The 25,594-nt window shown below is 39.8% G+C and carries 19 protein-coding genes; all 19 read left to right on the forward strand.

Annotated features, from left to right (window positions below; genetic code table 11):
• The first annotated feature begins 92 nt into the window (after positions 1-92).
• The 19 genes from lhgO (at position 93) to AC5JMF_RS11405 (ending at position 25,343) form a co-directional block, all read left to right on the forward strand.
• A complete protein-coding gene (gene lhgO / locus AC5JMF_RS11315; protein WP_495795806.1) occupies positions 93-1,307 on the forward strand; it encodes an L-2-hydroxyglutarate oxidase in 1,215 nt (404 codons plus the stop codon).
• Between the two features lie 582 nt (positions 1,308-1,889).
• A complete protein-coding gene (locus tag AC5JMF_RS11320; RefSeq protein ID WP_495795807.1) occupies positions 1,890-2,918 on the forward strand; it encodes an NAD-dependent epimerase/dehydratase family protein in 1,029 nt (342 codons plus the stop codon).
• A 27-nt stretch (positions 2,919-2,945) separates the two neighbouring features.
• On the forward strand, positions 2,946-4,295 hold the full coding sequence (locus AC5JMF_RS11325; protein ID WP_495795808.1) for a methyltransferase domain-containing protein: 1,350 nt from the start codon (positions 2,946-2,948) through the stop codon (positions 4,293-4,295).
• Between the two features lie 123 nt (positions 4,296-4,418).
• On the forward strand, positions 4,419-5,453 hold the full coding sequence (locus tag AC5JMF_RS11330; protein ID WP_495795809.1) for a glycosyltransferase family 2 protein: 1,035 nt from the start codon (positions 4,419-4,421) through the stop codon (positions 5,451-5,453).
• 26 nt (positions 5,454-5,479) lie between these two features.
• Entirely contained in the window at positions 5,480-6,319 is an 840-nt protein-coding gene (locus tag AC5JMF_RS11335; RefSeq protein ID WP_495795810.1) for a phytanoyl-CoA dioxygenase, read from the forward strand.
• A gap of 280 nt (positions 6,320-6,599) precedes the next feature.
• On the forward strand, positions 6,600-7,154 hold the full coding sequence (rfbC, locus tag AC5JMF_RS11340; RefSeq protein ID WP_495795811.1) for a dTDP-4-dehydrorhamnose 3,5-epimerase: 555 nt from the start codon (positions 6,600-6,602) through the stop codon (positions 7,152-7,154).
• 74 nt (positions 7,155-7,228) lie between these two features.
• Positions 7,229-8,431, forward strand: coding sequence for a glycosyltransferase (locus AC5JMF_RS11345; RefSeq protein WP_495795812.1), 1,203 nt, complete (start codon positions 7,229-7,231; stop codon positions 8,429-8,431).
• Between the two features lie 157 nt (positions 8,432-8,588).
• On the forward strand, positions 8,589-9,902 hold the full coding sequence (locus AC5JMF_RS11350; RefSeq protein ID WP_495795813.1) for an NAD(P)H-dependent oxidoreductase: 1,314 nt from the start codon (positions 8,589-8,591) through the stop codon (positions 9,900-9,902).
• Positions 9,903-10,096: 194 nt separating this feature from the next.
• The gene (locus AC5JMF_RS11355) at positions 10,097-11,197 is read left to right on the forward strand and encodes a glycosyltransferase (RefSeq protein WP_495795814.1); all 1,101 of its coding nucleotides are present in this window, start codon (positions 10,097-10,099) and stop codon (positions 11,195-11,197) included.
• A gap of 34 nt (positions 11,198-11,231) precedes the next feature.
• The gene (locus AC5JMF_RS11360; RefSeq protein WP_495795815.1) at positions 11,232-13,460 is read left to right on the forward strand and encodes a GumC family protein; all 2,229 of its coding nucleotides are present in this window, start codon (positions 11,232-11,234) and stop codon (positions 13,458-13,460) included.
• Positions 13,461-14,298: 838 nt separating this feature from the next.
• On the forward strand, positions 14,299-15,057 hold the full coding sequence (gene hepC, locus AC5JMF_RS11365; protein WP_495795816.1) for a heterocyst development glycosyltransferase HepC: 759 nt from the start codon (positions 14,299-14,301) through the stop codon (positions 15,055-15,057).
• A 180-nt stretch (positions 15,058-15,237) separates the two neighbouring features.
• Positions 15,238-17,088 (forward strand): heterocyst formation ABC transporter subunit HepA, encoded by a 1,851-nt coding sequence (gene hepA, locus AC5JMF_RS11370; RefSeq protein WP_495795817.1) that lies wholly within the window; start codon positions 15,238-15,240, stop codon positions 17,086-17,088.
• 68 nt (positions 17,089-17,156) lie between these two features.
• Positions 17,157-17,996, forward strand: a complete 840-nt coding sequence (locus tag AC5JMF_RS11375; RefSeq protein ID WP_495795818.1) for a hypothetical protein — start codon at positions 17,157-17,159, stop codon at positions 17,994-17,996.
• Positions 17,997-18,045: 49 nt separating this feature from the next.
• Positions 18,046-19,179 carry a glycosyltransferase family 4 protein gene (locus tag AC5JMF_RS11380; protein WP_495795819.1) on the forward strand — a complete coding sequence of 378 codons (1,134 nt, stop codon included), beginning with the start codon at positions 18,046-18,048 and terminating at the stop codon, positions 19,177-19,179.
• 149 nt (positions 19,180-19,328) lie between these two features.
• Positions 19,329-20,510 carry a glycosyltransferase family 1 protein gene (locus AC5JMF_RS11385; protein ID WP_495795820.1) on the forward strand — a complete coding sequence of 394 codons (1,182 nt, stop codon included), beginning with the start codon at positions 19,329-19,331 and terminating at the stop codon, positions 20,508-20,510.
• A 20-nt stretch (positions 20,511-20,530) separates the two neighbouring features.
• A complete protein-coding gene (locus AC5JMF_RS11390; protein ID WP_495795821.1) occupies positions 20,531-21,511 on the forward strand; it encodes a glycosyltransferase family 2 protein in 981 nt (326 codons plus the stop codon).
• A gap of 164 nt (positions 21,512-21,675) precedes the next feature.
• Positions 21,676-22,884: a glycosyltransferase family 4 protein gene (locus AC5JMF_RS11395; RefSeq protein WP_495795822.1), complete on the forward strand. Its 1,209-nt coding sequence runs from the start codon at positions 21,676-21,678 to the stop codon at positions 22,882-22,884.
• Complete coding sequence (locus AC5JMF_RS11400) at positions 22,802-23,740, forward strand: glycosyltransferase family 2 protein (protein WP_495795823.1); 939 nt, start codon at positions 22,802-22,804, stop codon at positions 23,738-23,740. The genes AC5JMF_RS11395 and AC5JMF_RS11400 overlap by 83 nt, the downstream gene beginning before the upstream one ends.
• A 157-nt stretch (positions 23,741-23,897) precedes the next feature.
• Positions 23,898-25,343, forward strand: a complete 1,446-nt coding sequence (locus tag AC5JMF_RS11405; protein WP_495795824.1) for an O-antigen ligase family protein — start codon at positions 23,898-23,900, stop codon at positions 25,341-25,343.
• Positions 25,344-25,594 lie beyond the last annotated feature (251 nt).

Consider the following 25,594-nt stretch of genomic DNA (forward strand, 5'->3'; position numbering starts at 1 on the left):
CAAAATTCAAAAACTCATAGTACTTAGGTTTTTGATATTTTGATTTCTGCACATCACGCTTATTTACTGTCATTTTAAGTGCAACAATACCAATGTATGATTTTGCGATCGCCGGCGGCGGTATAGTAGGACTATCTACAGCGATGGCTTTGGGTAAACGTTATCCTGATGCCCGGATTTTAGTACTGGAAAAAGAAAGCCAATGGGCATTTCACCAAACCGGCAATAACAGCGGCGTCATTCACTCTGGTATATATTACAAGCCAGGGAGTTTCAAAGCTCAATTTTGTCGTGACGGTTGTCGTTCAATGGTGGAGTTCTGCCAAGAACATGAAATTGACCATGAAGTCTGCGGTAAGGTGATTGTTGCAACCACAGAACAAGAGCTACCGCGCTTAGAAAACCTCTACAAACGGGGTTTAGAAAATGGTATTGCAGTCCAGAGAATCACACCAGAAGAGGTTAAAGAAATTGAGCCTCATGTCAGTTCTGTGGGTGGAATTCGAGTATTATCAACTGGTATTGTTAATTACAAACAAGTTTGTTTAAAATACGTCGAATTAATTCGACGTCAGGGCGGAGATTTATATCTCAATACAAAAGTGCTGAAAATCTCCGCCAGTGGGGGAAATCAGGTATTAGAAACAAACAAAGGCAACTTTGAAACACGCTTTGTGATCAATTGTGCTGGATTGCATAGCGATCGCATTGCTAAATTAAATCAAGTCGAACCCCAAGCTAAAATTGTCCCTTTTCGCGGTGAATATTACGAACTCACCCCCGAAAAACGCTATTTGGTCAAAACTCTCATTTATCCGGTTCCCAATCCCGATTTTCCCTTCCTGGGAGTCCATTTTACCCGGATGATTGACAGTAGCGTTCACGCGGGGCCTAACGCAGTTCTTAGCCTCAAACGCGAAGGATACAAAAAAACTGACTTTGACTTGCGGGACTTTGTTGAGGTTGTCACCTATCCTGGTTTCTGGAAATTGGCAGCCAAACACGCCGATGAAGGCATTCAAGAAATCATCCGTTCTTTGAGTAAAGCAGCCTTCGTCAGGAGTTTACAAAGACTGATTCCTGAAGTCCAAGCAGCAGATTTAGTTCCCACCCATGCAGGAGTCCGCGCCCAAGCTTTGATGAAAGATGGCAAACTAGTAGACGACTTTTTGATTCTTCAAGGCCAAAACTCCGTCCATGTTTGTAACGCACCTTCACCTGCTGCCACATCCTCTCTAGAAATTGGCAAAGCAATTGTTGCCCAAATTCCCCAACCGTTGCATCTTAGCACCGTTGTCAGTTTGTGAGGGGATGCACTTCTCCTGTCGGAGACGCTGCGCGTAGCTTGCTTCCCCGTAGGGGTACGACTTTGCTCAGTGACTGGGGGGAGACGGGGACGCGGAGAATAATCAATGACAATTCCCCAGTCCCCAATCTTATATGGCAAATTGGCTACACCTAACAGAGGCTCTAAGACTAAACTAGAGGATACACCAATCATAGGCTTCTGTTTATTTGACAAATAAATTGGTGTTGATGCCGATATTTGAAGGTGCGATCGGCTAAGAATTTGTGGTGAATTTTATCTATATATTCAGTACGAACAAAATCAAAGATTCTGAGATTTCTCTAAATTCTTAATCAGGACTTTATACCAGGTATCCAAAATCAAGCAACAAATCCAACCCTGAAAAACCAGACTGAGCTTGACTTTCCTAATTACGAATTACGAATTACGCGCTTCGCAGCGGTAGCGACGTAGGAGCGTCATTACGAATTACCCATGACTGTTTGCTGGTAATGAGGTGACAGTCATAAATTGTGTCGCTATTTGATCCGCATCGGAATTGAATTCAACTCATCATTCAAGAACAGAGGATTAGACAATAATGAAAGTATTGATAACTGGAACAGAAGGATATTTAGGTTCGTTATTGCCTCCTCTGTTAATTGAACGAGGACATGAAGTTCTCGGTTTAGATACTGGTTTTTATAAAGTTGGTTGGCTGTACAACGGTACTGAGGTGACAGCTAAAACCATTAATAAAGATATCCGTAACATCACTCCAGAAGATTTGCAAGGCGTTGAAGCTATAGTTCACATGGCAGAACTATCCAACGATCCTACCGGGCAATTAGCACCCAATATCACCTACGACATTAATCATTTAGGTTCAGTTCGTTTGGCGAACTTGGCGAAAACATTGGGTGTACGTCGCTTCGTATATATGTCTTCGTGCAGTGTTTACGGCGTAGCTACCGATGGTGATGTCACAGAAGCATCTGGTGTTAATCCCCAAACAGCTTACGCAGAATGTAAAACCCTGGTAGAAAAAGATGTCAGACTACTAGCTGACGATGATTTTTCCCCCACCTTCATGCGGAATGCTACTGCTTTTGGTGCTTCTCCTCGGATGCGCTTTGATATTGTTTTAAACAACTTGGCAGGCTTGGCGTGGACTACCAAAGAAATCAAAATGACTAGCGATGGCACACCCTGGCGTCCATTAGTCCACGCATTAGATATCTGCAAAGCAATAGTTTGCGCTCTCGAAGCACCACGAGACATTGTACACAATCAAGTATTTAATGTTGGAGATACAGCAAATAACTATCGCGTTAAAGAAATTGCTGAAATTATTGCTGATATCTTCCCAGATTGTAAATTGTCCTTTGGCGATAACGGTGCAGACAATCGCAGCTATCGAGTTTCTTTCGAGAAAATCAATACAACACTCCCTGGATTTAAGTGTGAGTGGAATGCCCAACGCGGTGCCCAGCAGTTGTTGAATTTATTCAGTCAAATAGATATGGCTGAAGATACTTTCTTGTTTAGAGGATTTACACGCTTAAAACAGTTAGAGTATCTGATTCGTACCGAACAAATTGATCAGGATTTTTTCTGGAATAAGAAGTAACCAGAATTACAAAGCACTAGTAAACAAATGCAAGCTTCCGAATCAATTATCTTTGGTTCGGACTTATTTCATATAGCAAACCATTTTCAAGTAATAACACGTAAGTCTATGGCGATCGCACAATGTCGTTTTAGTGGTCAACCCCTGCACCACACATTTGTTGATTTAGGAATGTCACCTTTAGCCAATGCTTATCTTACTACTGAACAGTTAAAGAATGCCGAGAAATTTTACCCTCTCCATGTGTATATCTCTGAAGATTCGCTTTTAGTTCAATTAGAACAATTTGAAACTCCCGACCAAATTTTTAGCGACTATGCTTACTTTTCTTCCTACTCGGAAACTTGGCTTAAACATGCCAAAGCTTACACCGATATGATGGTAGAAAAATTTGGCTTTAATCACAACAGTCAAGTGATCGAAATCGCCAGTAATGATGGCTATCTGTTGCAATATTTTTTAGAGAAAGGAATCCCCGTTTTAGGAATAGAACCAGCAGCTAACATAGCCAAGATAGCCCAAGCAAAAGGTATTCCTAGTATAAACAAGTTTTTTGGTATTCAAACAGCACAAGAACTATTTACACAAGGAAAACAAGCTGACCTTTTAATAGGTAATAATGTTTTAGCTCACGTACCAGATTTGAATAATTTTGTTGCTGGGATGAAAATTGTCTTGAAGCAAGATGGCATCTTAACCATGGAATTTCCTCATATTTTGCAACTCATTCAACAAAATCAGTTTGATACTATTTATCATGAACATTTTTCTTATTTTTCATTTCTAGCTGTCGAAAAAATCTTTTTAGCTCACAATTTAGTAGTTTTTGATGTCGAAGAACTACCTACTCATGGCGGTTCTTTGAGAATTTATGGAAAACATGAACATGCTGATTATCCTGTAATTAGCGAACGAGTTAGCCAGATTAAAGCCAAAGAAATTGCTGCTGGTTTACATCAAATAGAAACTTATTGTGTATTTGGAGAAAAAGTTAGACAAACAAAACAAAAGTTACTAAATTTTGTGCTGGCAGCTAAAGTACAAGGTAAATCTATCGTTGGTTATGGTGCGCCAGCAAAAGGTAACACACTGCTAAATTATTGTGGTATTGGTAAAGATTTTATCGATTACACAGTAGACCGTAATCCCTACAAACAAGGTTTGTTTTTACCTGGAACTCATATCCCTATTTTTCATCCAGATAAAATCCGCGAAACTAAACCGGATTATGTATTAATTTTACCCTGGAATCTTCAAGATGAAATTATGGAACAAATAGCATTTATTAGTGAATGGAATGGGCAGTTTGTAGTTCCAATCCCTGAAGTAAAAATTTATTCGGTCACTGTACGCAATCATCAGTTAATAACATCGTAATTATCAATTTTTACAATTACTTTGTTGTTATTTCATCAATTACTTAAAAAACAGGATTGCTTTTGGGTTATCACTTACTAAGTAATGAAAACGCATTAACAGCTTAATACTTTTTCTTCTGTCATGAATAAGCTACTGACAATTGCAATCCCTACTTACAATCGGGCTAACTTACTTGATCAACAATTAGCTTGGCTTGCTCAAGCTATTAAAGGGTTTGAACATGAGTGTGAAATTTTAGTTTCTGATAATTGCTCAACTGATAACACTCAAGAGATAATTACTAAGTGGCAACAAGTACTTAGTAACATTACATTTCGCTCAAATAAAAATTCTCAAAATTTAGGAGTGCTGAAAAATATTACTTATTGCCTAAATTCGGCTACAACAAAATATGTTTGGACAATTGGTGACGATGATCCAATTCAAGATCGAGCCATTGCTTATGTCATTGACAAAGTTAAGCAACATGAGGATTTATCTTTATTATTTCTCAATTTTTCTGGACGAAATAAAATTACTGGCGAACCAGTACATCCCCCAAAAATCACTGATAATCGCTGGTTTGATGCTGATAGCGAAGACGGAGAAGGTGATAGCAAAAAGATATTTGAATATTGTTTCTCAAAAAGTGTAGGCGCAGTCATCTTTTTGACTGCTACAGTATATCGCACTGACTTAGTAAAAAATGCTCTCCAAATTTGGCCGGATGCTATAAATAACTGGATATTTTTAGCGTATTTAGCTGGCTATTGTGCCGCCAATGGACGTATCATCGTCACAAAAGATACTTATTTGGAATGTATTGTTGGTGTGAGCTATTGGCAGAAAGAACCAAAATCTGCACTGTTAATGCAATACAAACATATCCCAGAAGTAATTTTGAAATTGCAAGAAACTGGTTATTCTAAGCAATTTTGTCGGCGGATGCTTTTACAGAATTCTCAAGAAGTTAGCTTGAGAGTTTTTTTAGGCGCTTTAAGAAGATGGCCTGTATCTGCTATCAAGACAGTAATTCCGTTTATAGCTTTAGTTAGTTTGTCAATTTTTGATGTCATGGCTTTGAAAGAGTTAAAACTTGTCGAAGCCAATGAAACATCTCCTCAAGAAATGCAAGCCAATAATAGGCGATCGCTCAATAAATCAATTATCAAATAGGGTAGGCTAGGATAGGTAATCGGGCTATGTTAAAAGCAATTAAAGACAAAACATTTTCACTGTATTCTGAATTACTTTGCAAATTAGCACGTTGGCAACATGCGAAAAATTTACCTGGATTATCAAAGAGCGATCGCCAAATTCTCAATGCTCTTAAACGAGATGGTGCTTGCGTTACCACACTTGCAGATTTAGGATTTGACTCTACCTCAGAACTCCTCAAAACAGCCTACCATCAATTGTCCCAGATGGAATCACCAAATAACACACATCTCAAAAAAAGGTTGCCACAAATTTACACAGTTACAGGTTTATCAGAATTCTCTACCTGGGGACAGGAGCAAAGACTACTCAACATCATCGAAAATTATATTGGACTTCCCATTAAGTTTCATGGTGTACATTTACGTAAAGATTTCCCCAGTGATGCACAGTTTGACACGATGCTTTGGCATAGTGATGCAGAAGACCGTCGGATTATTAAAATCTTCATTTGCTTACATAATGTAGAAAAAAAACATGGGCCTTTTGAATACATTTCCCGCTCTTTAACACCCTTGTTTGGTTTAAATTATTGGCGACTTTTCTACAAACTTTGGTTATCTGACTATCTCGGAATCAAAGATGAAGAAGTAGAAAAAATTATCCCTAGATCAGCTTGGAAATCCTGTCCAGGCCCAGCAGGTACAGTCATTTTAGTAGATACCAAAAATACCTTCCATCACGGCACAAACCGCATAGAAGACCGAGCAACACTATTCTTTTGCTACACTGCAAATCCCCCTGAACGTCCAGACCTTTGCACTCAATATTGGGATGATACATATCCCAAAGCAGAGTCACGTTCCCCATCTAATGTAGTGTAATTTTTACTCACGCAGAGTCGCAGAGTCGCAGAGGAGGAAACTAGAGGTAGGACTTTTGTCAGCCTTGGCGCAGCGTCTCGCAGAGAATAACGCCAAGAATTTGTGGAGTATACGTAAGTCCTAAATTTTTAGGATTGAATTGGTATTAATCCGGTTTTGTTGACAGCAATACTGAACAATTTACAAGTATTTTCTGCGTTAGATATTTACAATCTAGACTCTCGTGTAATAAATCACACACCAATAGCATGAAAATACATCTTCCCCCATTCCCTTAATCATGATTTTCACTCAAACCGAACTCAAAGACGCATTTATTATTGACTTAGAACAAAAGCCAGATCACCGTGGTTTTTTTGCTAGAACTTTTTGCGCTCAAGATTTTGCAGCACATGGGTTAAAGCCAACGGTTGCACAATGTAACCTGTCTTTCAACTATAAAAAAGGTACCTTGCGGGGAATGCATTATCAAATTTCCCCAGCAACAGAAACAAAATTAATTTGTTGTACAAAGGGTGCTATTTACGACGTAATCATTGATATGCGTCCTGAGTCTTCCACCTTTCTATCACACATTGGTGTAGAACTAACCGCAGAAAATCGCCGCGCTTTATATGTGCCAGAAATGTTTGCTCATGGTTATCAAGCACTCACAGATGAGACTGAGGTTGTTTATCAGGTGGGTGAGTTTTATACACCAGGATATGAGCGGGGTTTACGCTATGATGACCCATTTTTTAACATTCAATGGCCTTTGGATGTAACAGTGATTTCGGAAAAAGATTTAAATTGGCCTTTGTTGAGAATGATGACGGTTGGTAGTGCTAATTCTTGATTTTGATTTTAAGTACATTGAAAAAGGGAGCAAATACCATCTAACATTCTATCTCTTACATAACATCCTATCTCGTGCCTAACATCCTATCGCGCATCCCTAATTCTCTCTCTTTCTTATCCAGAAAAGTCAAAGCTCGTATCGATTACGTCAAAAATTTGCAGGTTGTTTCTCTCAAGCCAAATCAGCCTGCTCAAGGAAACGTACTTATGTCTTATCGAATTGAGCCATTTTTGTTAAAACCTGGTCAACCAATGCCTAATGACCACACATGGTATTGGGAAGTATGGCAAATAGCGCAAACTTTTTTAGACTTAGGTTATAACGTTGATGTCATCCAGTTCCACAATGACAAATTCGTTCCTCAAAAAAACTATGCATTCTTTGTTGATATTCGTCATCGCTTGGAAGCGCTTGCACCAAAACTCAATCAAGATTGCATAAAAATTTTTCACGTTGACATTGCTAATATGATATTTCGCAATGCAGCTGAATGTAACCGACTGCTAGAACTACAACAGCGCAAAGGTGTTACCCTACGTCCACAGCGATTTGAAACTCCTAATTTGGGGATTGAATATGCTGATTGCGCTACTGTATTGGGCAACGATTTTACGGTTAATACATTTAAATATGCCAATAAACCAATGTATCGCATCCCAATTTCTTCGCCAGTTGTTTATCCCTGGCCCGAAGAGAAAGATTTAGCAGCGGTAAGAAAAAATTTTCTTTGGTTTGGTGGTAGTGCGCTAGTTCTCAAAGGATTAGATTTAGTTTTAGATGCATTTGCACAAATGCCGGAATATCATTTAACTGTTTGTGGGCCAATCAGCAACGACAAAGAATTTGAGAAAGCTTTTTATCAAGAGCTTTACGAAACACCTAATATTCATACTCATGGTTGGATTGATGTTAGTAGTCCTGAGTTTATCAAGATTACAAACAACTGTTTAGGACTTGTTTATCCTTCAGTTTCTGAGGGACAAGCAGGAGCAGTTATCACTTGCTTGCAAGCTGGATTGGTGCCGATTTTAAGTTATGAATCTGGTGTAGACGTTCACGATTTTGGCGTAATTCTTAATAACTGTTCAATTGCAGAAATTAAAGCAACAGTTCATAGAATTGCCAACTTACCTATAGAAGAACTAAAACTTATGTCTCGCAAGGCTTGGGAATATGCCAGAGCCAACCATACCAGAGAAAAGTTTGCCCAAGCATACCGTCATGCAGTGGAACAGATGAGGGAGATGAGGGAGACGCGGGGACGCGGAGAATAATCAATGACAAATGACAATTCCCAATCCCCCGTGGGCTGAGCGAAGTCGTACCCTACGGGAAGCAAGCTACGCGGAGCGTCTCCGACAGGAGAAGCCCATTCCCCATTCCCTACTCCCTACTCCCTACTCCCCATTTAAAAACTAAGGAACTTAGCCAATGATAATTATCGATCGCGCCCTCCAAAATCGTGCCGCAGCAGGTAATCCCATTAAAGTCGGGATGATTGGTGCTGGCTTTATGGGTAAAGGCATTGCCAATCAAATTGTCAACTCTGTCCCAGGTATGGAGTTGGTTGCCATCTCTAACCGTCAAGTTGATGCAGCTAAACAAGCCTATATAGAAGCAGGTATCGAGGATATTCAAGTTATTGATAGTGTTAGCGAATTAGAAGATGCGATCGCCGCAGGCAAATATGCAGTTACAGATGATGCTAAATTACTCTGTCGTGCTGAAGGAATCGACGCACTCATCGAAGTTACTGGCGCAGTCGAATTTGGCGCTCAGATTATTATGGAAGCGATCGCCCATCGCAAACATGTAATTATGATGAATGCCGAACTCGATGGTACTATCGGCTCCATCCTGAAAGTATATGCCGACAAAGCAGGCGTCATCCTCAGCGCCTGTGATGGCGATCAGCCAGGCGTGCAAATGAATCTTTACCGTTTTGTCAAAAGTATTGGTCTAATTCCGCTATTGTGCGGTAACATTAAAGGACTTCAAGACCCCTATCGTAATCCCACGACTCAAGAAGCATTTGCCAAGCGTTGGGGTCAGAAAGCCCATATGGTGACAAGCTTTGCCGATGGCACAAAAATCTCCTTCGAGCAGGCGATCGTTGCTAATGCCACAGGGATGAAAGTCGCTAGACGGGGCATGTTGGGATACGGCTTTACCGGCCATATCGACGACCTAACACACATGTACGATGTTGAGCAACTCAAGCAACTCGGCGGCATCGTAGATTATGTAGTCGGAGCCAAACCCGGCCCTGGTATATATGTCTTCGCCACTCACGATGACCCCAAACAACGCCACTACCTCAACTTGTACAAATTAGGTGAGGGCCCCCTATACAGCTTCTACACCCCCTATCACCTGTGTCATTTTGAAGTACCACTCTCTGTAGCGCGTGCTGTCTTGTTCCAAGATGCTGTGATGTCTCCAATCGCAGGCCCCATCGTCGATGTCATCACCACCGCCAAAATCGACCTGAAAGCCGGAGAAACCCTAGATGGCATCGGCTACTACATGACCTACGGACAGTGTGAAAACTCCCTCATCGTCCAAGAGCAAAAACTTCTACCAATCGGTTTAGCCGAAGGATGTCGTCTCAAACGAGATATTTCCCAAGACCAAGTTCTAACTTACGACGATGTAGAGTTACCTGAAGGTAGACTCTGCGACCAATTACGAGCTGAGCAAAACGCTTACTTCGCCTCTGAGAAAGTCTTAGCAGCAGTTGGATAGCTGGCTTTAAATGAGTAAGTATTTTTTACTCACGCAGAGGCGCGGAGGCGCAGAGAGTAAAAAGAGGGGGATAAATTTGAAATTTTTCCCCTATTTCTGTTCATCTCCTCCGCGTCTCTGCGCCTCTGTGTGAAACATCATACCCATATAGTTGTGCCGTCAACTAACTTTATCAAAACTCATAGGTAAAACTTATGAAAATTGCTCTAGTTCATGATTACTTAACCCAGCGCGGAGGGGCGGAGCGCGTATTTGAACTACTTTGTCAGCGCTATCCAGAGGCAGATGTTTTCACATCTTTATACGATCCACAAAAAACTATAGATCTAGGCGATCGCTTAGTCAAAACGACCTTCCTACAAAAAATTCCTGGCGCTGCTAAATACTTTAGATTAATCGCTCCCCTATACTTTCCCGCTTTTCGTGCCTTGAATCTCCAAGACTATGATCTGATTATCAGCAGTAGCACGAGCTTTGCTAAGGCAGTACAAAAACGCCCAAATGCCTACCACATCTGCTTTTGTCATAACGTTACCCGCTTCTTGTGGGATACAACAACTTATTTACGCGAATACGGAGACTATCGCTACTTTGCACCGCTGATCGAAAAAGTTTTTCAGGTGATGAGAAATATAGACCTCACTTACGCCCAAGAGCCTGACCTATATATCGCCAATTCCAGCGTTGTTGCTCGCCGGATTGAAAATATTTATGGCAAACAGGCGATCATTGTTAACTATCCAATTAATACAAATAACTTTATTTTTTCAGATATCAAAGATGAATACTATTTAGCTTCTGCTCGCATGATCAGTTATAAGCGCCTTGATATAATAGTTGAAGCTTTTAATTGGCTGGGATGGCGGTTATTAATATCAGGTGATGGCCCAGAGCAAGAACGGTTAAAATCCAAAGCATTAAATAACATCGAGTTCCTCGGACATGTTAGCGACAGAACGCGTAAAGACTTGTTTGCCAAAGCCAAGTCTATTATTGTTGCAGCCTTAGAAGACTATGGTTTAGTTCCAGTAGAGGCTAATGCTAGTGGAACACCAGTTATTGCTTATGGAGCTGGTGGAGTATTAGATACTCAAATACCAGGAAAAACAGGAGTCTTTTTTAAAAGACAAACACCCGAATCTCTACAAACTGCGTTACTAGAAGCCGGCGAAATCACTTGGGATTACGAGAAAATTCGTAATCATGCAGTGAAAAATTTTTCAGAAAATGCTTTTTTTAGTAAAGTTGAGCAAATTATTGACCAAACATGGATGATGCATCAATCATTCATTTGATTTAATTTATTAGCTGAAGTGAAGGATAATAAACGTGGTTCAAACTAGTCTAAATTCTCATATAACTACATTGTCTGAAACAGAGCCAGGTTATGGACAATTTTTTACAGTATTTGTCCGCAGATTTCCTTGGTTTTTACTAGTATTTCTTAGTTCTATTACTATCGCTGGTGTGGTGACATCGAGGACAAAGCCCACATACAAAAGTTCGATGCAATTGTTAGTAGAACCTAACTATCAAGGTAAAACAGAAGGGACTGGCGTAGAAAATCAGTTTACAGACTCAAATGTTGTTATAGATACTGCAACTCAGCTAAACTTGATGCAAAGTTCTGGACTGATCAAGAAAGCAGTTGATAAACTTAAGCCTACCTATCCAGACATAACCGTAGCTGATATAAAAAACTCTTTAGTCTTAGCTCAAATTAGAAGTAAAGAAGATAATGTCGCTACTAAAATCTTTCAAGTTGAATATACTGACCTAGATCCAGAGAAGACACAAAAAGTTCTCACTGCAATTCGGCAAGTTTATGTGGAATATAACAAACAACAGCAAAGCTCGCGTTTACAAAAAGGTTTGCAAATTATTAGAGAACAATTAAACAAAGCTAGTGATGAAGTAAACGCGGCTGAGGTCAACTTACAACGGTTCCGCCGCAACCAAAATTTAATCGACCCAGAATCACAAGCTAAAGCGCTTGAGGTAGCCTTAAACAATGTTCAGCAAGAGCGACAAACAACTCGCGCCCAATATGGAGAGGCTTTAGCACGACAAAAATCTCTAGAAGAACAACTTAACCGTTCCCCACAAAATGCTCTAGTTTCTTCCCGGCTGAGTCAATCTACCCGATACCAAGGCTTGCTCAACGAAATCCAAAAAACCGAACTGGCCCTAGCACAGGAACGCTTGCGCTTTACGGATGAAACTCCGAGTGTGCAAAAGCTCAAAGAACAACTCCAAAGTCAGAAGGAATTACTGCAACAGGAAGTAGGCAGGACTTTAGGTGGTAAGTCTCCTGGTAATGTCAGTGCTAGAGAAACTCTCCTCGAACAAGGGCAACTCGGTGAAATCGACCTCAATCTCGCTGGTCAGTTGGTAGAGACACAAACAACGATAGTGGCTTTGACTGCCCGCGATCAAACTTTGGCCAAGAAAGAGAATGATCTGCGCTTTGAAATCAAACGCTTTCCGCCTCTTTTGGCTTACTACAATCGTATCCAACCACAACTACAATTCAGCCGTGAACGGTTGGAGCAGCTGTTAAGGGCAGAGCAGCAATTGCGTCAAGAACTCGCCAAGGGTGGATTCAATTGGGAAGTTGTAGAAGATCCCCAGAAAGGCCAACTCTTGGGGCCCAATCTCCAGCAAAATCTCTTGTTAGGTGCTGTGGTGGGGTTAATGTTAGGAGGGATTGCCGCCTTTGTCCGCGAAGCATCTGATGATGCTGTTCATACGACTGCTGAGTTAGAAAAACAGTCTGCTCTGCCGTTGTTGGGTACAACTCCCAAGTTACCCCCTGCTAAACCCAGAGAATCAATTATTAAGTTGCCTTTTGGTAAACCAGAAGTGCTAGCTCCTTGGACAATTCAGGTATTGCAATCTCCTCCGCGTTGGGAATCTCTGGATCTGATTTACAAAAATATTGAACTATTTAATACTGTTGCTAGCTTAAAGTCTGTGATGATTACCTCGGCTTTACCCGATGAAGGTAAGTCAGCTTTGGCATTGGGTTTGGCAATGAGTGCGGCTCGTTTACACAAACGGGTACTACTAATTGATGCTAATCTCCGCGCTCCTAGTCTGCACGATCAACTCAATCTTCCCAACGAACAAGGACTTTCAAGTTTACTAGCTAGTGATGTTGCCTTGCCCAGTCAAATTAGTATTCCCTATTCAGGTTCAGCCTACATCGATATTTTGACCGCTGGGCCCATACCTACTGACCCGGCTCATCTGTTGAGTTCCCCTCGGATGATGCAATTGATGGCAGCATTTGAAGAGAACTATGATTTGGTACTCATTGATGCCCCTCCAGTTCTCGGTTTGGTGGATGCGATGATCGCAGCATCATCTTGTCGTAGCGTGGTCATGGTAGCAAGCATTGGCACTGTAACGCGAACCCAGCTAGCTCAAGCTACAGGCATGTTGAGCAAGTTAAACCTGATTGGTGTTGTAGCGAATGGGGTATCAAACTCTAATAGTACATACGTCCCTTATATCAAACAGCAACGATTAGCTCTGCAACAAGCTGTAGAAAAATAGCAATATTTTTCACTTCTAACTTTTGAGGATGTATATTATTTGCGATCGCATTTTTTCGGGTGCGATCGCAAATACGTTTTTGAGCAGATTTAATTACGAATTACGAATTACGTTAGCGCAGCGTAAAGCCTGCGGCATAGCTTCGCTTAGAGCGAGTCCTTGATAGCGAAGCGTTAGCGACGCAGGAGCGTCGCGTCATTACGAATTACGAATTATTTAATCCCTAGAATTTAACTTTTTAGCATCAGTAAAAATTAAGTAAATTCATCATAGCTTTATAATTTACGGCAAACATTAATGTCTACTTAAAGAATAAATAAAGAATCTATTTGAGTAGATAGTGATTTCCACAGAGTCTTATATTCTAGAGATTAAAGCCCCTGACAAAAAGCTATAAGACAAAAGTGAAGTGAATTTGTTTTATTAAATTTATCGAAACAATCAACAGATAAGCACAATTAAACGTAGGTACTAAGTAGTTAGGTGAGGTTTCTCTTCACTTTGCCACAATCTATAAGCTACCAAATGAAATTCCAAATTTTCTAGTTTGCCTGCCAAGGACGTTTGTTGCTACTTATCTACTTTGCTTCTCGCTGGTTTACCCATCTTCACACCAACGAAACTGCGGTAGCGCAGCCACACTCTTAGCTCCTTTAGTTAATAAAAGTATAAAACACGGAGCTGATTAGTTTACTTGCTCTGAAGCCAGTAAAAAGAGCATACTTTTGCACGCGATTATCCAAAGCTTGTTGTAACAAAACAAGATTCAAATTTGAGTTTTTGACATCAATAGTCTTTGATAATACAGCAATTCACTACTGCACGAATCCCAAGACATATGACGACCTCAGTAATCTCCACTCTAGAGAATTTTTATAATTTTACCCAGCAACATCAAAATCACCGCTCTCCAAACTCCACACTCCAGTGGCGGAGGGGTCAGTTGTTGGTAAAACCCCCTGGACAAGTAAAACAGCCATATCTACCTTCATTAGATAGCGAACAGTCGCTAGTAGAGTGTTTAAAACATTCTCCAGTCAATTTAGTCAGCATAGACCCAGAACTAGGCGAGGCTTTGCTACGGTTTTGGGCAGATGCATGTGAACAAGCTAATAAACCAATATTTTTGCGTTTACCCTCTGGAAAAAAACTATCAAACCGAAATACTCAACCCTTGAGATTGTTACAGCGAATGGTTGATTGGATTGCGGCTTTAGTTTTGTTGCTATTAGTTAGTCCTGTAATGTTGGTATTACTTGCATTGATGCGGATTTATTCACCAGGTTCACTTTTTAGCCGTGAGTGGCATATCGGAGAAAGAGGTAAATTTTTTCGAGCAATCAAGTTTTGCCCGACTACAAGCAACAAAATCCTCTCTTTAAAAGATTGGATGCATAAATATGGTCTAGACAATCTACCCCAGTTATTGAATGTGCTGCGGGGTGAAATGAGTTTGTTCGGATCTCGTTATTGGACTTTAGCAGATGCTGTAAAACTGAGTTCACAAAAACAACTCAACAAGCTACCAGAAATTAAGGCTTCATGGGAGCTAGAAACACAGTCTCAGCTATTGCATTTAGATAGTCGAGCATTGTAGCTAAATAACTAGTCCTCTGTAACAGAAGGGCTTGAAACCAGAAATTACGAATTCTTTGGTTATTAATTTTGACGAGTTGCTAGATCCCCGACTTTTTGAAAAAGTTTGGGATCTAACCTCCGCTAACCATTTAGATACACTATATTGCTTACTCTGCTTAAGTTTTGTTGAAAAATATTCATGTATTTCCAATTCTCCCAAACAATCTACAATTTACTGAAAAATACTCGCTTTTGGCAAGATAACTATTTTTTTTTGCGAGAGTTCAAGTATTTTCGTAAAGTTGCTATTCTGGCTTTAGTTTTTTCCTTTTTAGCAGCTACTTTTGAAGGCTTTAGCATTGGATTTTTACTTTCATTTTTGCAAAGTTTAACTACTCCTGATGCTAAGCCAATTCAGATAGGAGTTGATTGGTTTGACACATGGATTTTGGCGGCTAATACATCAGCGATCAATAGACTATATCGAATATCGATACTAATTTTATTAAGTACTTGGATGCGAGCTGGCTTTAATTACTTGTCGCATGTATATACAGAAATAGTTCAACTAAATTTAGCCGATCGCCTGCGGAAGCAAATTTTTGAACAATTGCAGCAATTACCCATTGGCTACTTTGCTAAAACTCGTTCTGGTGAGTTGATTAATACTATTACAACGGAAATTGAAAGAATAAAACAGTGGTTTAGCGGTTCAGCATTTTTAATAACTAGAATCATGACCGCTACTGTCTATTTTATTTCCATGTTTTTGCTATCATGGCAACTTTCAGTCATTTCTTTCTTATTATTTACACTCGTGGGTGTAGGATTATCAACGCTAAATAAACGAGCTAGAGAAACGAGCTTTAGCACTTCAATTGCTAATGGTAACTTTACCTCAACGGCAATAGAGTTTATCAATGGAATTCGCACAGTCCAGTCATTTGCTACCCAAGATTTTGAGCGGCAGCGTTTTTATAGCGCTAGTGATAAAGTAGTCACAACTTCAACCAAAGTTGTATTAATTTGGGCACTTGTCAGACCTTTAGCTGAAGCGATCGCTAGTACTATTCTAGTGGGATTGATTATCTTTGCATTTACTATTTTCGTTGTGAATGGGACACTACAAGTTGCTTCTTTATTAACATTTTTCTTTGTGATGTTTCGAGTTGTCCCCATCGTTCAAGATATCAATGGAACTAGAGCGCACTTAAGTACACTACAAGGAGCAACCGATAATATTAAAGATTTGGTGAGAACTGATAATAAAAATTACTTGCAAAATGGTCAACTGAAATTTACAGGCTTAAAGCATTCAATTGATCTGGTATCTGTAGATTTTGGCTATGATCGCAACAATTTAGTTCTCAACAATATCACCCTGAGCATTCAAAAAGGCAAAACAACAGCTTTAATCGGGGCGACTGGTGCCGGCAAAAGTACATTGATTGATCTAATTCCGCGATTTTACGATCCTACAGCAGGTCATGTATTAATTGATGGAGTTGATGCGCGACAATTTGAAATCAATTCGTTACGCCGTAAAATCGCTGTTGTCAGTCAAGACACATTTATTTTCAACACTTCTGTTTGGAATAACATTGCTTATGGTATACCCCAAGCCAAAGAAGCAGAAATTCGAGAAGCAGCTCGACTAGCAAATGCACTAGAATTTATTGAAGATATGCCAGAAGGCTTTAACACAAAACTAGGAGATCGAGGCGTGAGGTTATCTGGAGGACAGCGCCAGCGGATTGCGATCGCTCGTGCTTTACTACGTAACCCAGAAATCCTCATTTTGGACGAAGCCACAAGTGCGCTAGATTCTATTACAGAAAGATTGATTCAAGAGTCTTTAGAAAAGCTATCTGTAGGACGAACAGTAATTGCGATCGCTCATCGCCTATCCACAATTGTCAGAGCTGACAAGGTAGTTGTACTAAAACAAGGGCGTATTGTAGAGCAAGGAAGCTATCAGGAATTGCTGAACCAGCAAGGTGAGCTTTGGAAATATCATCAAATGCAAAATGAACTTGGTCAAGTAGGCTAAACTATCAAATCCTTGCCTACACAAATAATTTCATCAATCAAATCAGATTCCTATATAAGGATAAATTAATGGTAAATATCGGCTATCATTCTGCTAGAATTCAAGGACAATTTAATCGCCACTTATACAAAAAAGCACTAGGGCAACTCGTCAGTATTCCCATCAAACAAACTCGACAAATACCGCTCAGTGTCTATGCCTTATCATGTGAGCGCGATCTGCCAGAACAAGTAGCAAATATTCGCTCATTCATCCGTCATGTTGGTATTCCAAACACATTCACTGTAATTTCTGATGGCAGCTATACTAAATCTAGCTGTAATTTGCTCCAGCGTATTCATCCTTGTGTTGAGATTATACCCTTAGAAAAGTTCTTAAGAACAGATATACCTCAATGTGTTTCTGATTATGCCCAATTACATCCTATGGGCAAAAAGTTATCTGCATTAATGTCAATTCCTGTAAATGGTGCAACCATCTATACAGACTCAGATATTTTATTTTTTCCAGGTGGAACTGACTTAATTAATTTAGCTAATTCCGAAGATAAATATACTCGCTATTTACCTGATTGTGCTTGCTCATTAGATAATCGAATTGTTTACGAAGATTGGGAACGCGCAAATCCGGTTAACGGCGGGTTTATATTATTTAAGCACGAATTAGATTGGAGTTTTGCCATTGAGCGATTGGGAAATCTGCAAGAACTACCTATATATTTTACAGAACAAACAATTGTTCACTTGACAATTCACTACAACCATGGTGTACCTCTTTGCTTGCAAAAATACGTTCTGAATGTAGAAGATCAATTTATTTATCCAGATAAATTTGCAAGTCAAAAAATTGCTTTAAGGCATTATGTAAATGATGTCAGACATAAGTTTTGGTTAAAGGCAGGGGTATAAAATACCATCAGCTTTCGATTTTTATAGATTAAGTCAAAAATTGCTAAATATGAGTTATACAGTAGTTGATAAAAAAATGATTTATCACTGCTCCCAAGCTGATATTCGGGGCGGTGGTGGTATTGAAACTTATGTCGCTTCTTTGGTAAGTTCACAAATTTCGGGAGTCAGCGATCGCACTATTACTTCTCTACACAATTTGGATCAGCGACAGTTTAAATTGCTACATATCCATGATCAAAATCTGTTAGCAGAATTGCGGCAAGAATGCCCAGCAGTATTTACTCTACATAATCACTCTACTTACTGCCCTAGTGGTACTAAATACTTAGAAAATCGCGCTACAGTTTGCGATCGCACCATGAACCCTCTAGGATGTGCTTGGGGACATTTAGTGGATAACTGTGGTAGCCGCAGACCGCAAAATATTATTAAAGATTGGGGTAATGCTTACCATCCACTAGCAATACTTAAAAAACTGAATATTTCTGTAATTGCTAATAGTGATTATGTGCGAGGACAAATCATCAGCAGTGGTTTATCACCCAAGAAAGTGGTAACACTGCACTGTGGTGTTCAATTACCAAAAAGCATTCCTCAACCATTAGATAAGGAAACACATCAAAATCAACGAATTTTATTTGCTGGTAGGATTGTTCCTTATAAAGGGATTGAATGGCTGATTAAAGCTTTAGCAAAAAGCGACCGACAAATTCATCTCGACATCGCTGGTGATGGTTGGGGTAAACCTAGTATGGAAAAATTAGCTAATGAGATGGGATTAAGCAAAAGCATCACTTGGCATGGTTGGTGTAATAGCGACAAATTAGAAACACTCTATCAACAATGCCTAGCTGTAATATTTCCTAGCCTCTGGCCAGAACCTGCTGGACTTATCACCCTGGAAGCTTATGCTCGTTATCGGCCTATAATTGCTAGCGCCGTTGGTGGGATTCCTGAACATGTACAAGATGGTCAAACAGGTATTCTCGTATCACCTAATAATATTCAACAACTAGCTGAGGCTATTAATAACTTGGCAACAAACTATCAAAAAACTCGACTATTAGGTGAACAAGGTCAAACTTGGTTTCAGCAAGAGTTTTCTCTTGATGTTCACGTGCAGCGATTGGAAAGAATTTACACCAAAACTATAGCTGATTTTCAATCTCGAACTCTATAAAAATTTTGATTTTTCCTGCGATCTATTTTCGAGATAGACCCTCACAATCAAATAGTCTACAACAAGGGCGCGAAAATCCTTCTTTTCTAGCCCTTAGTCCTCATCTAAATACCTCTATTTTGCAGACAGGTCTAATTAAAATTAATACTATGATTCTTAATAGCTCAGTTAATTTTGCCGGACAAATCTATTTTTATTGTGACCCTAGAAAAGACGTAGCAGAAGGGGAAAAATTTCAGCATTTATTAATTTGTTTAGCTGAAGGTTTTCTTGAATTAGGAATACCATTTTATTCAAATGTAAACTACTGGCAGCAGCCAGACGAAAAAGCAGAGTATCTCTTTCGCCACCATCCAGAAATTACGCCGCATGACTGCTCAATTGTAGTTTTTAGTAATACTTGGTATCATTTGAAACAACCTCTACCTGAAGATTTATTTAATTCTCAACGCCGATATATAACTGTATATTTAGATGGTGAAGATGATGATAAAACTTATTCTCTAAAGCCAGAGTTTAAGCAGTTTGATTTTATCTTGAGAAATCATTACAATAGAAAATTAAATTATGCTCAAAACTTTCATCCTTGGGCTTTTGGACTAACTAATCGCATACTTCGAGAATTGAAAGATGTACCAAGTTTTACCGATAAAAATCAACAGTTACTGGTAAATTTTCGACATTGGAAGTCTGGACATCCTGTAAGAAATATCAGTTGTAGTCAATTCATTCCTCAGATGAGCAACATTCTGCCAATTGATAATTATATTGACAGTTCCAATAATCGTCCTGCAGATGGCTACCATTATCTACAATGGTTACGAACTGGTGAGCGGCATTATCCTACTTATTATAAACGCCTAAAAAGTTCGGCGGCATGTGCTTGCTTTGGCGGATTTTTTGTACCTGCTTGGCCTAAAAATCCAGGTGATTTAATTAATCGTATTGGGAAGCGTTTACTTACCCGACTTAAATTAAAATCAAATACAATTGTACAGTGGGATAGCTGGCGATTTTGGGAGTCGTTAGCAGCAGGATGTGCCACTTTTCACCTAGATTTTGAAAAGTATGGTATTGCCTTACCTGTAATGCCTAAAAATTGGCAGCATTATATTGGCATTGACTTGGATAATGTGCAAGCAACTGTAGATAGAATAGCTGATGATCCAGGAATTTTGGAAAGTGTCGCCACGGCAGGAAGGCTTTGGGCATTAGAACATTACACTCCTGTACCTACAGCATTACGTTTTTTGGAAACGATTTATCAAAAACAGAGAGTAGATGACATCAAATTGGAGCAAAATCCCAACTTTCTCGCAACAAAAAACTGAGTATTTAATAAATTGAGCTTATGTCAGTTAATGCTAAATTATCCGAACCTTTGGTCAGCGTGATTATTCCAACCTATAATCGACCAGAGTATCTCAAGCAGGCGATCGCAAGTGCAATTAACCAGACATACCAAAACATTGAAATTATTGTTTCTGATAATTGTAGTCTAGAAGATCCCCAAGCAATTGTTGAATCTTTCGGTGATTCACGCATCCGATTTTGGCGACATCCGCAAAATATCGGCATGATTGCTAATCAAATACACGCCTTTAGTATGGCGCAAGGTAAATACGTTGCCAGCCTCCATGATGATGATATTTGGTGTGAGGAATTTTTAGCTAAGCTTGTACCACAATTAGAAGAGAATTGTGAGTTAATTCTTGCTTTTTGTGACCAATATATAATTGATGCAAATAGCAAAATTAATTATATTGAGTCTGACAAAACTACACGCGCTTATAACCGAGACAAGCTAAAACAAGGAGTTTATCAAGATTTTTACAAAATTGGTTTAATAGATAAAAGCATCCCCACAGCTGCTGCTTGTATAATTCGCAATCATATAATTAATTGGAATAACATTCCATTAGAAATTGGTGGTATGTGGGATTTATACTTAACCTATCTTTGTTGTATATCTGGTTATAGTGCTTACTATTATCCAGAAAAACTAACGCAATATCGCGTTCATGAACAAACTGACACCATGCTTAGTGGTCGTCGCAATGTTCAAGCAAAAATTCGCAAGGCCACAAGCGAAATATTTTGTTATCAAGTCTTTATGGAAGACATTCGTCTTCAGAAATTTCAGCTTTACTTTCAACAGAAATGCTTAGAAGCCAATACTACTTTAGGAATTGGATTACTACGCAATAAACAGGTAGCAATAGCACGTCCTTATCTTTGGCGATCGCTAAGTGGACAAAAATTTAATTTGCGAACAATAGCAGCATTAACTTTAAGTTTTATGCCGCGACTTTTAGCTAAACAATTATTATAAACCGCTCCAGGCGCAAAGAATACAGAGGAAAGATAAAAGCAAGATTTTTTACAAGAACTACTTGCGATTAGTAAATATTTATTTTTCAATTCCCTGTAAGCTGAGCGAAGTCAGTCGCGCAGCGTCTCCGACAGGAGAAGCCCATTCCCCATTCCCCAAACAACATGAAACTTTGCATTGTCACCCATCAAATTAAAAAAAGTGATGGTCAGGGCCGGGTCAACTATGAAGTTGCTAAAGAAGCAATTCGCCGCGGTCATCACATAACATTATTGGCAACTAATGTAGCTTCTGATTTACAGCAGAGTCATCTAGTTAACTGGGTTTTAATTTCAGTTAACGGTTGGCCTACAGAGTTTATTAGAAATATCATCTTCGCGATTAAAAGTACCAATTGGTTGCGTAAACACCGCCTAGAACTTGATATCATCAAAGTCAATGGAGCGATTACCAATGCTCCGGGAGATGTCAATGCAGTGCATTTTGTCCATAGTTCTTGGTTGAAATTCTCCAAGTTAGATAAAACTATTAAGTTACGCACACTTATATATGATTTTTATCAGTGGTTATATACAAAATTAAATGCTCGTTGGGAAAAAAAGGCTTTTCGTCAAGCACAAGTGGTTGTGGCAGTTTCTAATAAAGTCGTCAAGGATTTAGTAGAAATTGGCGTACCACCAGAGAGGATTAGAGTAATTTTAAACGGCGTTGATTTACAAGAGTTTTCACCAGGAATTAGCGATCGCCAAAAATGGCAGCTTCCAGCAAAAGTACCTTTAGCGTTGTTTGCAGGCGATATCAGAACCCCTCGCAAAAACTTGGATACAGTTCTGCGAGCCTTAGTGCAAGTTCCCCAATTACATTTAGCAGTGGCAGGAGTAACTCAAGGCAGTCCCTATCTCAAGTTAACTGAATCACTCGGATTAACTAAGCGAGTACATTTTCTAGGACTAAGGTATGATGTCCCAGAACTGATGAAAGCTGTAGATTTTCTGGTGTTTCCGTCACATTACGAGCCGTTTGGCTTAGTAATTATTGAGGCAATGGCTTCTGGTTTACCTGTGATTACAGCTAGTACAACCGGTGCAGCCGATTTAGTTACACCAGAATCAGGGCTAGTTTTACCAGACTCAAGCGATGCTGAGGCTTTAACACAAGCATTATTGTTGCTAACAAGCGATCGCACTTTGCGTGAAAAAATGGGCCAAGCAGCCCGCACCATAGCAGAACAACACAGCTGGACAACTATGGCACAAACCTATGTAGATTTATTTGAGGAGTTAAGCAAGAATGCAGAATACTGTAATTATCCCAACCTATCGCCGTCCTCTGGATCTATCACGTTGCCTTTTGGCACTGCAAGAGCAAACTAAACCAGTTGATCAAGTGATAGTAGTTGTCCGCGACACAGATGCACAGACTTGGGAATTTCTTGCTCAATACAATTCGCACAACCTACCACTACATATAGTGAAGGTTACGCAACCAGGGGTAGTTGCAGCCCTCAACGCCGGACTGACAGCAACAGCAAAAGATATAGTGTCAATAACTGATGATGACGCTGCACCCCACCCAGATTGGTTAGAGAAAATTAACGCTCATTTTCTAAGTGATAGTTGCATTGGTGGCGTCGGTGGACGTGATTGGATATATCAAAGCAATAAATTAGAAGACGACTCCCGTCTGATAGTTGGTCAAGTGCAATGGTTTGGACGCATAATTGGCAACCATCATCTAGGAGTAGGAAAACCCCGCGAAGTCGATGTGCTTAAGGGAGTGAATATGAGTTTCCGTAAACAGGCGCTGGGAAAATTGCGCTTTGACGAGCGGATGCGCGGCACAGGAGCGCAAGTACACTTTGAAATGGCATTAACTCTCACCCTCAAGCGCACTGGTTGGAAAATCATCTATGATCCTCAGATTGCTGTAGATCACTTTCCCGCACAACGTTTTGACGAAGATCAGCGAAATAACTTTAATGAAATTGCCTTTATCAACTTAGTTCATAACGAAACCTTAGTATTATTAGAACATTTGCCACCTATCCGCCGCATCGTATTTTTAATTTGGTCAATCTTAGTAGGAACACGCGATAGTTTAGGCTTATTGCAATGGCTGAGACTTCTACCCAGCGAAGGCCATCTAGCAAGCAAGAAATGGTCAGCATCCTTGCGTGGACGTTGGCAGGGATATAAACAATTTAGGGAGTGGGGAGTAGCGATGAGGTGAGACGCAAAGAGGGGAGACACGGAGAGGGGAGACACGGTGACGCGGAGAAACTTTCATTTACATTCCCCGTGTCACCGCGTCCTCTTAATTCCCAGTCCCCAATCCCCAATCCCCAATCCCCAATCCCCAATCCCCAGTCCCCAGTCCCCAAAATTAAATGATTGCTAAACAGATACTTTTCAATAGTTTTTTAAAAGAAGACTTTTCTCCCCAAGAGCGATCGCTTCAAGGTTGGATGGCAATCTTGAGCTTTGTCTTGCTGATGGTAACTTGTTATTTTGCTGGTGCTACTGCCATGTTGCGCCTGATTTATCCGGTGACAGCTCTGATAGTAGCCGTGTTTTTATACTTGCGGCATCCCATTCTCTACATTGGCTTTACCTGGTGGATATGGTTTCTCACGCCCTTAGCAACTCGCTTAGTTGACTATCGAGTCGGCTGGGATCCCACTCGTCAGATGTTGATCGCGCCGTATTTAGTAGTATTTGTTACTATGTTTAGTTTTTTACGTAACCTTCCTAGTGGTTATCGCCAAGGGGGTTTACCTTTTATTCTGGCTTTTTTGGGAGTGTTTTATGGTTTTCTGGTCGGTCTGATTTATAACGCCCCAGTTCCTGTAGCACGGGGCTTTTTAGACTGGCTCAGTCCAATCATTTTCGCTTTTCACTTATATATGAACTGGCGAGATTATCCCATATATCGCCAGCATATTCAGCGCGTATTCATCTTGTGTGTTTTAATTACCGGGGCTTATGGTATATATCAATTCGTGGTAGCTCCTGAGTGGGATAGATATTGGCTAATAGAATCAAGAATGTTCACTAGTTCAGGATCTCCTGAACCTTTTGGGATGCGCGTATGGAGTACGCTGCATTCAGTTGGGCCCTTTGGCTCTGTCATGCAAGCAGGTTTATTATTATTACTTACTAGTTCTGGGCCTTTAATTTTGCCTGCCTCAGTTGTAGGTTATTTGTCATTCTTGCTAGCCCAAACACGTACTAACTGGGGAGGTTGGTTACTAGGGGTAATTATCATTATGGGTTCAGTCAAAGCCCGTATTCAAATGCGTTTAATTACCATAATTTTGGTAATGGTAGTATGTGTTGTGCCATTAGTAGCGATCAAACCAATTTCTGATGTTGTAACAGCGCGTTTGGAAACTTTTTCTAATCTCCAAGAAGATACTAGCTTTAAGGATAGATCGGGGAATTATGACAAAAATTTTAGTATAGCTCTCTCTAATGTTTTAGGTAACGGTTTAGGCAATATTTGGAAAGTCAATGAGAAAACTGGTCAAATCGAAGTCTTTGTAATTGACAGTGGTATTTTAGATATGTTTTTTACCTTGGGCTGGTTTGGAGCTATTTTTTATCTCAATGGATTAATACTGATACTCATCAGTGTCTGCAAGTATACTGAAGCTCGTTTTGATAGTTTTGTTAGTGCTGCTCGTGCCATTGGTATAGGTTGCTGTGTTCAGTTAATTAATGGCAGTGGAATGCTGGGTATGCCTGGTATGATTCTTTGGGGATTTTTAGCTATGACTATGGCAGCACATAAATACTATCATAATCTTCATATTATTAATAATAGAAGACCGTAAATATAAATTCATAGTTGCTGATAAAACGATATAGGAGATGGGTATCGATCAACATAATACCTATCTCCTAATTTTTTATTACTCTCTTAAATAATTCGTAATTCGTAATTCGTAATGACGCTCGATGACTCGCTACCGCTGCGCTAACGTAATTCGTAATTAAATGAGTAATATCATGTCCGGCTAATCACTTGTTATAAAAATTTCTCCCTTGTCCCCCTTCGGGTGACGCTCGCAAGCTCGCTAACGCT

It is taken from the genome of Desmonostoc vinosum (genome assembly GCF_059505385.1).